The organism is Salipiger sp. H15 (assembly GCF_040409955.1).
Lineage (GTDB): Bacteria > Pseudomonadota > Alphaproteobacteria > Rhodobacterales > Rhodobacteraceae > Salipiger.
The window spans coordinates 2,514,672-2,527,349 of the sequence record NZ_CP123384.1; the positions used below are offsets into that span (position 1 = coordinate 2,514,672).

General features: G+C 67.1%; 12 protein-coding genes. 7 read left to right on the forward strand and 5 right to left on the reverse strand.

The genetic code is table 11. The features are described from left to right. Positions 1-7: 7 nt before the first annotated feature. The 4 genes from PVT71_RS12215 to PVT71_RS12230 all read left to right on the forward strand — a co-directional run bounded on the left by PVT71_RS12215 (position 8) and on the right by PVT71_RS12230 (position 4,576). Positions 8-481 (forward strand): hypothetical protein, encoded by a 474-nt coding sequence (locus tag PVT71_RS12215; protein ID WP_353472056.1) that lies wholly within the window; start codon positions 8-10, stop codon positions 479-481. A gap of 169 nt (positions 482-650) precedes the next feature. Further along, a complete protein-coding gene (locus PVT71_RS12220) occupies positions 651-2,396 on the forward strand; it encodes a hypothetical protein (RefSeq protein WP_353472057.1) in 1,746 nt (581 codons plus the stop codon). Between the two features lie 165 nt (positions 2,397-2,561). Continuing rightward, complete coding sequence (gene prfB, locus PVT71_RS12225) at positions 2,562-3,683, forward strand: peptide chain release factor 2 (protein WP_353472058.1); 1,122 nt, start codon at positions 2,562-2,564, stop codon at positions 3,681-3,683. A 95-nt stretch (positions 3,684-3,778) separates the two neighbouring features. Next, a complete protein-coding gene (locus PVT71_RS12230) occupies positions 3,779-4,576 on the forward strand; it encodes a DUF2189 domain-containing protein (protein WP_353472059.1) in 798 nt (265 codons plus the stop codon). A 58-nt stretch (positions 4,577-4,634) separates the two neighbouring features. Here the strand turns inward: PVT71_RS12230 and PVT71_RS12235 are convergent, their stop codons facing one another. Continuing rightward, on the reverse strand, positions 4,635-5,453 hold the full coding sequence (locus tag PVT71_RS12235) for a helix-turn-helix transcriptional regulator (RefSeq protein ID WP_353472060.1): 819 nt from the start codon (positions 5,451-5,453) through the stop codon (positions 4,635-4,637). Between the two features lie 224 nt (positions 5,454-5,677). Here PVT71_RS12235 and PVT71_RS12240 point away from each other — a divergent pair, with 224 nt between their 5' ends. Continuing rightward, on the forward strand, positions 5,678-6,028 hold the full coding sequence (locus PVT71_RS12240; RefSeq protein WP_353472061.1) for a hypothetical protein: 351 nt from the start codon (positions 5,678-5,680) through the stop codon (positions 6,026-6,028). 105 nt (positions 6,029-6,133) lie between these two features. Here PVT71_RS12240 and ilvN read toward each other — a convergent pair whose 3' ends face one another. Both ilvN and PVT71_RS12250 read right to left on the reverse strand, forming a co-directional pair. Continuing rightward, on the reverse strand, positions 6,134-6,697 hold the full coding sequence (gene ilvN / locus PVT71_RS12245) for an acetolactate synthase small subunit (protein ID WP_353472062.1): 564 nt from the start codon (positions 6,695-6,697) through the stop codon (positions 6,134-6,136). A gap of 78 nt (positions 6,698-6,775) precedes the next feature. Beyond that, the gene (locus PVT71_RS12250; RefSeq protein WP_353472063.1) at positions 6,776-8,530 is read right to left on the reverse strand and encodes an acetolactate synthase 3 large subunit; all 1,755 of its coding nucleotides are present in this window, start codon (positions 8,528-8,530) and stop codon (positions 6,776-6,778) included. 430 nt (positions 8,531-8,960) lie between these two features. Here PVT71_RS12250 and PVT71_RS12255 point away from each other — a divergent pair, with 430 nt between their 5' ends. After that, on the forward strand, positions 8,961-9,182 hold the full coding sequence (locus PVT71_RS12255) for a hypothetical protein (protein ID WP_353472064.1): 222 nt from the start codon (positions 8,961-8,963) through the stop codon (positions 9,180-9,182). A 70-nt stretch (positions 9,183-9,252) separates the two neighbouring features. Here PVT71_RS12255 and PVT71_RS12260 read toward each other — a convergent pair whose 3' ends face one another. Both PVT71_RS12260 and PVT71_RS12265 read right to left on the reverse strand, forming a co-directional pair. Beyond that, positions 9,253-9,897 carry a response regulator transcription factor gene (locus tag PVT71_RS12260; RefSeq protein WP_353472065.1) on the reverse strand — a complete coding sequence of 215 codons (645 nt, stop codon included), beginning with the start codon at positions 9,895-9,897 and terminating at the stop codon, positions 9,253-9,255. Continuing rightward, entirely contained in the window at positions 9,894-11,318 is a 1,425-nt protein-coding gene (locus tag PVT71_RS12265; RefSeq protein WP_353472066.1) for a cache domain-containing protein, read from the reverse strand. The genes PVT71_RS12260 and PVT71_RS12265 overlap by 4 nt, the downstream gene beginning before the upstream one ends. Before the next feature lie 245 nt (positions 11,319-11,563). Here PVT71_RS12265 and PVT71_RS12270 point away from each other — a divergent pair, with 245 nt between their 5' ends. After that, on the forward strand, positions 11,564-12,649 hold the full coding sequence (locus PVT71_RS12270) for a TRAP transporter substrate-binding protein (protein WP_353472067.1): 1,086 nt from the start codon (positions 11,564-11,566) through the stop codon (positions 12,647-12,649). Positions 12,650-12,678 lie beyond the last annotated feature (29 nt).

The following is a 12,678-nucleotide window of genomic DNA, read 5'->3' on the forward strand; positions in this document are numbered from 1 at the left end:
CACGGACATGAGAGTCATTGCAGCCCTTCCCGCCCTCGCCCTGCTTGCAGCCTGCGCCCAGCAAGCCAAGGAGGTCGCGCCGCCCGCGGCCGCCCCGGCGTCCTCGACCGGGACAGCGGCGGGGCTGCGCCCGCCCGCCAATGCGCGCACGGCGGAGGACTTCGACACCACCAGCGCCGCCGAGCGCAGCGCCGCCGCCGCCGCCCCGGCCACCTCCGAGCGCCAGCTCGGCAGCACCGTCGCCTCGCTGGGCGATCCGGCGCAGCCGGGCTTCTGGCTTGAAACGCCGATGGTTTCGAGCGTGACCAAGGGCAGGGTGGTCTACCCCGCCACCGGCAAGTCGGCGCAGGTCGAGCTGCGCCCGATCGAGGGACCGGCCTCGGGCGGCAGCCGCATCTCGCTGGCGGCGATGCGCCTCATCGGCGCGCCACTGACCGAGCTGCCGACACTCACCGTCTTCGCGGGCGGCGCCACGGGCTGAGCCTGACGCGCGCCCGGGGGCACGCCTGACCGCAGGCCGGATTCCGCCGAGCCTTAGATGCCCCCCGGGTGCAGGTTCTGCGCTCGGTCGCCGGGTGCTATACTGACGCGCATATTTCAGACCTTCGCCGCGCATTTCATCCGCGGCATTTCCGCGGAGGCGCAGTCCCGTGGCGACAAATCCCTCGGCCATCCCCCTCGCGCCCGTCCCCGCGCCGATCGCTCCGGGCCTGACCGAGGCGGAAACCCTCGACATCCTCGCGGGCTACCAGGTGAAGGGCAATCCGCACGCCTCGGGCGGTGCCTATCTCGAGGCGACGCCCGGGTCATATTCCTCGCGCGCGAGCGGCGTCTTCACCGGGGCGCACAGTTTCTACGACGTGACCCTCGGCTACATGGACGAGCTCGACGGCAACTCTCGCATGAACATCTACATCAACGGTGCGTTCATCCAGGGGTTCAGCTGGAACTCGCAGGCGGGCACCGACACGGTGAGCCGGGCGACGAAGGCCGAGCATCTTCTCCCGGACCTGCTGCTGAGCCCCGGCGACGTGATCGATCTGAACGGCTCGCAAAGCGACGGCGAGCCGCTGCGCACGGACTACCTGCGGATCACCGACGCCATGACCCCGCTCACCGGCACCGCGCAGGGCGAGACGCTGCGCGGCACGGCGGGGGCGGACCGCATCACCGCGCTCGGCGGGGCCGACCACGTGCTGGCGGGGGGCGGGCCCGACGTCATCGACGCGGGCGAGGGGCAGGACACGGTCCGCGCCGGGGACGGCGACGACACGATCACCGGCGGGCCGGGGACGGACTACATCTACACCGGCGCCGGCCACGATACGGTGGTGCTGAGTGACGCCGAAAGCTTCGACAAGCTCTACGATTTCGAGGTCGGGGTGGATACGCTCGAGCTTGCCATTCCCGGTGTCGGGCCCGGGGATCTCTGGCTCGACCGCTGGCGGCTGATGGCCATGGTCGACGGGGAGGCCCGGAAGATCGCCTATATCCCCTCCGCCGACAGCGCCGGGGTCACGATCAAGGAGCTGCTGCAGCCCGAAGTGCCCGATGATGCCACGACCCTCTACAGCCTGCACTTCGGCGAGGAGCTGCATGGAAGCCTCGAGGTCTACGAGGACATCGACTGGTTCCGCTTCGAGCTGCAGGCCGGGACCTTCTATGTCTTCACGCTCGTCGGGGATCCGGAGTCCGTCAGCCCCGTGCTGCGGCCCGCGCTGGGGCTTCACGACGCCACGGGCAGACCGCTCGGCGGGAGCAACGACAGCGGCGCGCCGGTGGGCCAGCTGCCCTATCTCGCGACCTCGGACGCCGAGGCCTTCGTCAGCGTCTACGATCTCTACGGCGGAGACGGCGACTACATCCTGAGCGCGCTGACGGCGGACATGCTCGATACTGTCCCCGGCGACGCCAGCACCGATGTCGAGCTAGCCGTGGGGGCGGATGTGCACGGAAACCTCGGCTATCCCGGCGATACCGACTGGATCCGGGCCGAGCTCCACGCGGGACAGCTCTACGATTTCGTGCTGGTCGGCGACCCCGAGAGCGACGCGCCGGCGAGCGATCCGGAATTCAGCCTCTACGACGCGTCGGGGGAGCTGATCGGGGTGCGCTACTATTGGAGCTGGCCGGACTTCTTCTACACGCCCGAGGCGGACGAGCTGGTCTTCGTGCAGGTCTCGGCCAACTTCGGCCACGAGGCCGGGACCGGCGTCGGCGACTACCTGCTGCAACTGCTGACCGGCGACGAGGCCGCCGACGAGGCCGGAGACGAGATGGGCGCGGCCCCGGCGGACAGCGGCACGCTGGCCGGGCTTGCGGTTGACGAGACCCCGGTCAGCGACATCGGGCTTCTGCATGACCCGTCCCGGCAGGACACGTTCGTCTTTGCCTAGGCGCGGTGCGCGCGCGACCTTTCCCCCGATAGCTGCCTTCCGGTCGTGCGGGGTGCGCGCACCGGGCCCGGAAGCGCGCCCGGCGCCCCCTCGACGCTTGAAGGGGGGGCTGCGCTGGTTTATGTCCCCCCAGAACCAAGACGCTCCATTCCCAGGAAGACCCGCATGCGCGCCGAGACCCAGAACACCGTCGATAAGATCCGGAAGTCCCTCGGGCTGCTGGAGCAGCGCCTCGACTGGGAGACGGCGGAGTTCCGGCTCGAGGAATTCAACGCCCGCGTCGAGGACCCGAACCTCTGGGACGATCCCGCCGCCGCGCAGAAGCTGATGCGCGAGCGCCAGCAGCTGGTCGATGCCATCGACACCTACAAGTCGATCAAGCAGGAGCTGGCCGACCAGATCGAGCTGATCGAGCTGGGCGAGATGGAAGACGATGCCGAGGTGGTCAGCGAGGCCGAGTCCGCGCTCAAGGCGCTGGCCGAGAATGCCGGCCAGAAGGAGCTGGAAGCGCTCCTCGACGGCGAGGCCGACAGCAACGACACCTTCCTCGAGATCAACGCCGGCGCCGGCGGCACCGAGGCCTGCGACTGGGCCTCGATGCTGCAGCGCATGTACATCCGCTGGGCCGAAAAGCGCGGCTACGAGGTCGAGCTGCAGTCGGAGGAAGCCGGTGCCGAAGCGGGCATCAAGTCCTGCGCCTACAAGATTTCCGGCCTCAACGCCTATGGCTGGCTGAAGTCCGAGAGCGGCGTGCACCGGCTGGTGCGCATCTCGCCCTTCGGCAAGGGCACGCGCGAGACCTCCTTCGCCTCGGTCTGGGTTTACCCGGTGGTCGACGACAACATCGAGATCGAGGTGAACCCCGCCGACATCCGCATCGACACCTACCGCTCGTCCGGCGCCGGCGGCCAGCACGTCAACACCACCGACTCGGCGGTGCGGATCACCCACCACCCCACGGGCATCGTCGTCACCTCCTCCGAGAAGTCGCAGCACCAGAACCGCGACATCGCCATGAAGGCCCTGAAGTCGCGCCTCTACCAGCTCGAGCTCGACAAGCGCAACGCGGCGATCAACGAGGCGCACGAGAACAAGGGCTCGGCGGGTTGGGGCAACCAGATCCGCTCCTACGTGCTGCAGCCCTACCAGATGGTGAAGGACCTGCGCACCAACCACGAGACCTCGGACACGCAGGGCGTGCTCGACGGCGCGCTCGACCCGTTCATGGGCGCGACGCTGGCGCAGCAGGTCTCGGGCAAGTCCCGCGCCGACGCGCGCGACGACTGAGCCGCGGCACCGCCGCTCGTCACTGCTGACCCTTGCCACGGGGCGCGCATCCCGGCTTAAATCCCTGCCAAGAGGGGATTTGAGGGGGAGGCGCCATGGACAGCGTCATCGACGAGGACGCGCCGCGGCAGGGCGTGCCGGAGTTCGCGGAGGTGAGCCTTGCCACGCTCGGCAAGGCGCTGCGGCTCGGCTTTGCGGACCTTGCCTTTGCGCCCGGATTCGCGCTGGTCTTCGGCGGGGTCTACGTGCTGGCGGGGCTCTTCCTGACATGGCTGACCATGGCCACCGGCACGAGCTACTGGCTGGTGCTGGCGGCGATCGGCTTTCCGCTCTTCAGCCCCTTCGCCGCAGTCGGCTTCTACGAGGTCTCGCGCCGGCTCGAACGCGGCCAGCCGCTGGACTGGGGGCAGGTGTTCAGCGTCATCCTGCGCCAGTCGAAGCGGCAGCTGCCGTCGCTCTGCGCGGTGATCGTCATCGTCTTCCTGTTCTGGTTCTTCCTCGGGCACATGATCTTTGCGCTGTTCCTCGGGCTTTCGCCGATGACCAATGTGAGCTCCAGCCTCGAGGTTTTCCTCACGCCGAACGGGCTGACCATGCTGGCGGTGGGCACGGCGGTGGGCGCGGGCTTCGCGATCCTGCTCTACATGATCACCGTGCTGGCGCTGCCGCTGCTGCTCGACCGGGACGTGGATTTCGTCACCGCGATGATCGCCTCGTTCCAGTACGTGCAGGCGCACCCGGTGCTGATGCTGGGCTGGGGGGCGTTCCTCGCGCTGGTCACCTTCGTCGCGATGCTGCCCTTCTTCCTCGGGCTCTTCGTCGCGCTGCCGGTGCTCGGGCACGCGACATGGCACCTCTACGACCTGCTGCGCCTGCCGGAGGCACCGGCCTGAATGAAAACGGCACCGCCCCGCGCGGTGCCGTTTTCCTGTGCAGGATCGCCGGGGCGGATCAGCGGAAGGTACTGTCGACCCGCAGCTGCTGGCGGTGGAAGGGCACGAGGTCCTTGGCCATCCGGTAGCCGCTGCCGCGCGCCGCCGAGAGCACCTTGTGCGTGTCGAAGCCGAGGTACTCGTAGACCAGCCGCGCCGCGCGCCGCCCCGAGGGGTTCTCGGGCGTGGTGCGCACCGTGTAGCCGACCCAGAAATTGTTCGCGAGCCCGCCGGCGCGCGAGAGGTAGTTGAACGAGGTGGTGACCGCGTCGCGCCGGCTGACAAGCGCCGCGATGCCCTCTGCCTGCTGCAGCACCAGCCCGCGGTACTCGCGCGAGGCGGCGTCGGTCGGAAGGTCGTACATCGCCAGCGCCTCCTTGGGCTCGAAGCCCCGCAGGAAGGTCATGCCGTCCTTGCGCGAGATGTAGACCATGCCGACGACAAAGCGCGATTCCTCGGAGAAGGCGGCGCGCGAGAAGCGGTAGAAGCCGGAGGGGAAATCGTCCTCGCTGAGCCCGGTCACCCCGGCACCGACGTAATCGGCGATGTAGGGATGGCTCAGCAGGCTGCGCGGCTCTTCGCGGATCTCGTCCACCGGCTCCAGCAGGATGCGCGCATCGACCCCGAAGAAGGAGCAGATGCGGTGCAGCACGTCGGGCCGCGGGAAGGATTCCCCGGCGAGATAGCGGTTGAACTGGGTCCGGTTGATCCCGAGATCGCGGCACAGCGCCGAGATCGAGGCCGAACTGCTGCCGAGCTTGCGCAGATTCGCGCCGAAGACGCTTCGCAGCTGCGCGGGGCTGGGTTGATTGTCACTGGCCCGGGGCACGTTGGTCATACCGCTTTCATTCCTTTTCGGGGCAGTTCTTTCCAGGGCGATGCTTTGCATATACCCCCTCCGTTGAACCTCACATATGTCGCTATATGGCGTCAGGAGTGATGCCATATGGCGTCCAGCGTCGTTCAATTTGACACAAATAGCAAGCACGCGTCACGTTTCTCCGAATGTGAGCGATCACGCTTCTGAGCCAGTGTGACGGTGCAAGAGGTGCGGGGATAAGCATGTCCAATAAGATGTTTGGCGTCGTGCTCTGGGCTGATCTGGCTGATCAGAAGGCGGTGATCTGGTGTGAGGATCACGGCGACTTGGCGTACTGGCACGACCCCGTCGTCAGTCAGCATGACGGCATCAGTCTCGACGTCGGCGATCTCGTGCAGTTCGACATGATGGAAGGGGCGCAGCTGCGCCATGCCATGAACCCGGAACGGCTTGAATCCAAACAGTTCTTCGGGCTGGCGCAGAGCCTGCGCACGGTCGGGCCGGAGCCGCGCGGCACCGCCCCGCGCGAGGCGGCGGACGGCAGCGTGGTGCTCTTCCCCGGCCCCTGGCAGCGCGAGAAGAACGTCGCCTGAGGGCGGCAGATCCTGCCACCGGACATGAAAACGGGCCCGTCGATGCGGGCCCGTGTCGTCTTTGCGGTTCTTGCGAGGTCTTGCGGTCCCGCGCCGTCGGCTGCGTCAGACCTTGCCGCGGGCGAGGGCGGCGACGCCGGTCCGCGCCACCTGCACGAGGCCGAGCGGGCGCATCAGATCGGCGAAGGCGTCGATCTTGTCCGGGGTGCCGGTCAGCTGGAACACGAAGCTCTCGAGCGTGCTGTCCACCACCTGCGCGCGGAAGATGTCGGCAAGGCGCAGCGCTTCGACGCGCTTCTCGCCGGCGCCGGCGACCTTCAGCAGCGCCAGCTCGCGCTCGACCGAGCTGCCCTCGGCGGTCAGGTCATGCACGTCGCGCACCGAGACGATGCGGCCGAGCTGGGCCTTGATCTGCTCGATCACCTGCGGCGTGCCGCTGGTGACGATGGTGATGCGCGACAAGTGCCCCTCGTGGTCCACCTCGGCCACGGTGAGGCTGTCGATGTTGTAGCCCCGGCCCGAGAAGAGGCCGATGACCCGGGCCAGAACGCCCGGCTCGTTCTCGACGAGAACGGTGATGGTGTGGGTTTCCTGGACGTCCGAGAAGGTGGGCCGTAGGTTGTAGGCCGAGTGCTTGGACGAGCCCTTCTTGATCTGTAGCGGCGACATGGATTGCAGCTCCTGTACTGTCATGTGGGGGTGAAGGCCTGGGTGGGGCGGAGGGGAGGACCCCTCCGCGCGCCGTCCTCAGACCAGCACCGCGCCCTTGCCGGCAATGGCGTTGGTGGCCTGCACGTCGCCGAGCAGCATCTTGTTGTGCGGCTCGCCCGACGGGATCATCGGGAAGCAGTTCTCGTGCTTCTCGACGAGGCAGTCGAAGATCACCGGCCCGTCATGCTCGATCATTTCCATGATCGCATCGTCCAGATCCGCGGGATCTTTGCAGATGATGCCCTTGGCGCCGAAGGCCTCGGCCAGCTTGACGAAATCGGGCAGCGCCTCGGACCAGCTCTGCGAGTAGCGCTCGCCGTGCAGCAGCTGCTGCCACTGGCGCACCATGCCGAGCCGCTCGTTGTTGAGGATGAACTGCTTGACCGGCAGGCGGAACTGCACCGCGGTGCCCATCTCCTGCATGTTCATCAGCCACGAGGCCTCGCCCGCGACGTTGATCACCAGCGCGTCCGGGTGCGCGACCTGCACGCCGATCGAGGCGGGGAAGCCGTAGCCCATGGTGCCGAGCCCGCCGGAGGTCATCCAGCGGTTCGGGTCCTCGAAGCCGAGGAACTGCGCCGCCCACATCTGGTGCTGGCCGACCTCGGTGGTGATGTAGCGGTCCTTGCCCTTGGTCAGCGCCTCGAGCCGCTGCAGCGCGTACTGCGGCTTGATCGTGGTCTCGGAGTTCTTGTAGGTCAGGCAGTTGACCTTCTTCCACTCCTCGATCTGCTGCCACCACTTGGCGATCGCCTCGCGGTTGACCTTGCGGCCGCGCGACTTCCAGACCTTCAGCACGTCCTCGAGCACGTGGCCGACGTCGCCGACGATCGGGATGTCCGCCTTGATCACCTTGTTGATCGACGACGGGTCGATGTCGATATGCGCCTTCTTGGAACGCGGCGAGAAGGCGTCGAGCCGGCCGGTGATGCGGTCGTCGAAGCGCGCGCCGATGTTGATCATCAGGTCGCAGCCGTGCATCGCGAGGTTGGCCTCGTAGAGCCCGTGCATCCCGAGCATCCCGAGCCAGGCCTTGCCCGAGGCCGGGTAGGCGCCGAGACCCATCAGCGTCGAGGTGATCGGGAAGCCGGTGGCCTCGACCAGCTCGCGCAGCAGCTGGCTCGCGCCGGGGCCCGAGTTGATGACGCCGCCGCCGGTGTAGAAGATCGGCTTCTCGGCCTTCTCGATGGCCTCGACGAGCTGGGTGATCGTCTCGATGTCGCCCTTGACCTGCGGCTGGTAGTGGCCGACCGGCGCCTGCGGCTTGGGAGTGTACTCGCCGGTGGCGAACTGCACGTCCTTGGGGATGTCGACCAGCACCGGCCCCGGACGGCCCGAGGTCGCGACGTGGAAGGCCTGGTGCAGCGTGGCCGACAGGCGGTCGGTCTCCTTCACCAGCCAGTTGTGCTTGGTGCAGGGGCGGGTGATGCCGACGGTGTCGGCCTCCTGGAAGGCGTCGGAGCCGATCATGAAGGTCGGCACCTGGCCCGAGAGCACGACGATCGGGATCGAGTCGAGCAGCGCGTCGGTGAGGCCGGTGACCGCGTTGGTCGCGCCCGGGCCCGAGGTCACCAGCGCGACGCCCGGCTTGCCGGTCGAGCGGGCATAGCCCTCGGCGGCGTGAATCGCCGCCTGCTCGTGCCGGACGAGAATGTGCCGGATGTCGTTCTGCTGGAAGAGCTCGTCGTAGATCGGTAGCACCGCGCCACCGGGATAGCCGAATACCGTGTCCACACCCTGATCCTTCAGGGATTGAACCACCATCTTCGCTCCGGTCATCTGACGTGTCATCGCGGTCTCCGTTCCAGACGTCATTTCGGTTTTACTTCTCGTTTGCGCACAAAAAAGCCCCCGAGGATTTCGGGGGCGCATGGGGGTCCATTATGGTTCCGATTACCGGCCCATGCGCCATGTCTCTACAATGATTACAAGTAGGCTCATCACGCAGACTCCCTTCGTGCGTGGGGCGGACCATAGGCGGAGGGGAGGGGGGCGTCAACACCTATCGGCTCAGAAAAAATACTCTGCGGGCAAGAAATTTTTGCATTTGTTGCGTTTGACGGGGTGGATTTCGTATTTTCGCGAAAATCGACCCGGTTCCAGCGCGGATCCGCGCAATGTTTCAGGTCCGGCAGTCTCGGACGCGATGTCGTGATTTGCGCCGGGCGGCCCAGGCTGCGATAGTGAACCCGAGGGTTTACTTTTTGCGCAGGAGGGTATCATGGCGCACTATCACCGGTTCTATCGCCAGGCGCGCGGTTTCGGTGTCATCAAGGCGCTGACGCTGATCGGCTTGCTGGTTCTGACGCAGGCGCTTGCCACGCTCGAGAGCGATCCCGAGGAAGAGGCGACGCTGCAGGGCCCGGGCGCCGTGCATGTGATGCCCGCCGCGCTCCACACCGCACCCCTCGACGTGCTCGCGCGCGTCGGCGCGCTGATCTGAGCGCTTTCCCGGCGCGCCGCGCCGGGTCCGGACACCCGCTTCCGACCTTTCGTGTTTCCGCCGCCCGGCGTCAGCTGTTGACGCCGGTGCCCTGGAGCACGCCGTGCTCGAGCGCGTAGCGGGTCAGCCCCGCGGTGGAGCTGATGCCGAGTTTGCGCTTGATGTTCTTGCGGTGCGTCTCGACCGTGCGCACCGAGATGTCGAGCACCTGCGCCACTTCCTTGTTCGACTTGCCCTGGGCCAGCTGCAGCAGGATCGTCTGCTCGCGGTTGGTGAGCTGTTCGCGCCCGTTCGCCATGACCGGGGCCAGCGCGCCCTCGGCGCCGGTGCAGAGATAGCGCTCGCCGCGCATCACCGTGTCGATGGCGATCTTGATCTCCTCGGTGGGCACGTCCTTGAGCAGGTAGCCCGAGGCGCCGTGGCCGAGCGCGGTGGTGATGTACTGCGGCGTGTCGTGCATCGAGAGGACCAGCACCCGTGTCTCGGGGCGACGCTCGAGGATCATCTCGGTGGCCGAGAGCCCGCCGAGCCCCGGCATGTTGAGATCCATCAGGATGACGTCGGGCAAGAGCTCGTCGAGCCGGTCGATCATCTGCTGCCCGTCCGAGACCGTGGCCAGCACGGTGATGTCGTCGTAGCCCTCAAGCAGCGCCTCGATGCCCTCGGCGACAAGCGGGTGATCGTCGACGATCACGACTTTGGTGGGGTCTGTCATGCGCGTGCCTTGGTCCTGGGAGCGGGCGCGCCCTCTTCGGGAGGAAGAAGGTGCGAGAGCGGGATCTGTGCCTCGATAACCGTGCCGGATCTCGAGGACAAGATCCGCAGGGTCCCGCCGAGCTGGTCCATGCGCTCCTGCATATTTCGCAGGCCGATTCCGCGCTGGCCGCGCACCCGCTCGGGGTCGATGCCTCGGCCGTTGTCCTCGATCCGCAGCGTCGCGCCGCGGCGGTGGCCGCGCAGGTCGACGACCACCTCGGTGGCGCCCGAGTGGCGCTCGATGTTGGTCAGCGCCTCCTGCGCGATGCGGTAGAGCGCGATGCGCCCCTCCTGGTCGACGCGGTTGCGGAAGACCACCGTCTCGAGCCGGGTGACGATGCCGGTGCGCGCCTCGAAATCGTCGATCAGCGCCTTCAGCGCCGGGCCGAGGCCAAGATCGTCGAGCACGCCGGGGCGCAGGTCACGGCTGATCCGCCGCACCTCCTGGATGGCGCCGGTCAGCGCCTCGTGGCCGCGCTCGAGCGTGTCGGTGGCGCGCGGGTCGTTCTGGCTGAGCCGGCGGCGGGTGATGTCGAGCGCGTATTTCACCCCGACGAGGATCTGGCTGATGCCGTCATGCAGCTCGCGCGCGACGCGGCGGCGCTCGTCCTCCTGCGCGTCGAACACCCGCTGCGTCAGCTCCTTGAGCTTGGCATCGGCCAGCCGCCGCTCGCGCAGGTTCATCGCGAGGCCCGAGAAGAACACCAGCAAGAGCGCCCCGAGGGTGATCGCGCCGATATAGAGGAAGGTGCGCCGGATGCGCGCCTGCACCTCGGCGCGGCTGGCGCTCACGGTGGCCAGCACGTCGTCGATCCAGACCCCGGTGCCGACCGCCCATTGCCAGTCCTGGAAGCCCAGCACGAAGGCGATCATCTCGGCCTCCTCGCCGGTCGAGGGCTTGGGCCAGAGGAAGGAGTGGTAGCCCGAGCCCTGCCGCGCGATCTCGATCATCGGATCGACGACCGGCGTGCCGGCGCTGTCGGTGAGCCCGGCCCAGTTGCGGCCGATCATCTCGGTGCGGCGGGGCGAGACGAGGTTGGTGCCGTCGTAGTCGTAGACGAAGAACGAGCCGTCCTCGCCGTAGATCATCGCCGCGAGGATCTGCGCCACCTCGGTCTTGGCGGCCTCGTCGTCGGGGGCGGCGGCGCCGTAGATGAAGTAGAAGCCGTTGCGCGCCTGGGTGACGTAGTTGCGCAGTTCCTGCTTCTTGGCCTCGAGCAGCTGGTTCTCGAGCTGGCGGATCTCGCGCTCGGCCAGCATCCGCGACTGGAAGGCGACGAGCAGGGCGATGGCGGCGCAGGCGAGGATGAGCGGCACCGAGGCCAGAAGGAAGAGCTTCTGTCCGTAGCTGAGCCTGAAGGTCTGAAAGATCGCTCCCATCTCTTTCGGATTACGTCACGATTCGCGATTTCGAAAGCCCGGACATGTTTTTCGGTAGGATTTCCGCCACGGAAGGCAAGGGGAACGCGCTGATTTCTTTGCTGTTAGGCAAGATTATGACCATTTTTACGTAGTGCTGGGTATTTCGTTTGCGCAACGACCTGTCCTAGGGTGCGCGAACCGTAACGATCCGCGCAGGGACGGAGGAGACGTCCTCGCGCAGAATAATCTATGGGAGGATTTTAATGGATCGTCGTTCTTTTCTGAGGGCCTCCACCGCCGGCGGCGCCGCTGCCGCAGCCACCGCGCTGGCCGCACCGGCCATCGCGCAGGGCCGCCGCACCCTCACCCTCGTGACCACCTGGGGCCGCGGCCTCGCCGGTGTGCATGACAGCGCGCAGTACTGCGCGGACCAGATCACCGCAGCCACCGACGGCGAGCTGACCGTCGAGCTGAAGGCCGCGGGCGAACTCGTCGGCGCCTTCGAGGTGTTCGACGCCGTTTCCGCCGGCCAGGCCGACATGTACCACGGCGTGGACTACTACTTCCTCGGCCAGCACCCGGCGCTGTCGTTCTTCAGCCAAGTGCCGTTCGGCATGAACTTCATGGAATATTCCAACTGGATTTACCATGACGGCGGCAACGAGCTGGCGGACGAGCTCTACTCGATCTTCGGCCTGAAGGCCTTTGCAGCCGGCAACACCGGCCCGCAGTCGGGCGGCTGGTTCAAGAAAGAGATCAACTCGCCCGAAGACTTCCAGGGCCTGAAGTTCCGCATGCCCGGCCAGGGTGGCCAGGTGCTCGGCAAGCTCGGCGCCTCGGTGCAGAACCTGCCCGGCGCGGAAGTGTACCAGGCGCTGTCCTCGGGCGCGATCGACGGCACCGAGTGGATCGGTCCGTGGGCCGACGAGAAGGCCGGTTTCCAGGAAATCACCAAGACCTACTACACCGCAGGCTTCCACGAGCCGGGGCCGAACCTCAACCTGACCATGAACCTCGAGGTCTTCGAGAGCCTGACCCCGACGCAGCAGAAGATCGTCGAGCAGGTGGCGCGCGCGTCCAACCTCTGGACCATGTCGCTGTTCATGGCGAACAACTCGGCAGCCCTGCAGCGCCTGCAGTCCGGCGGCGTGAAGCTGGTCGAGTTCCCCGACTCCGTCTGGGACGCCTTCGGCGCCGCGGCCAAGGAAGTTGTCGAGGAGCCCATGGCCGACGAGCTCTACAAGAAGTGCTACGACAGCTACTACGCCTCGCTGAAGTCCTCCGCACAGTGGATCAGCCGCTCGGAAGGCGCCTTCTCGGCCCAGCGTAACCGCGTCATGGGTCTCTGACCCGGCACCGCGCGCATCTGTCGCCCCCG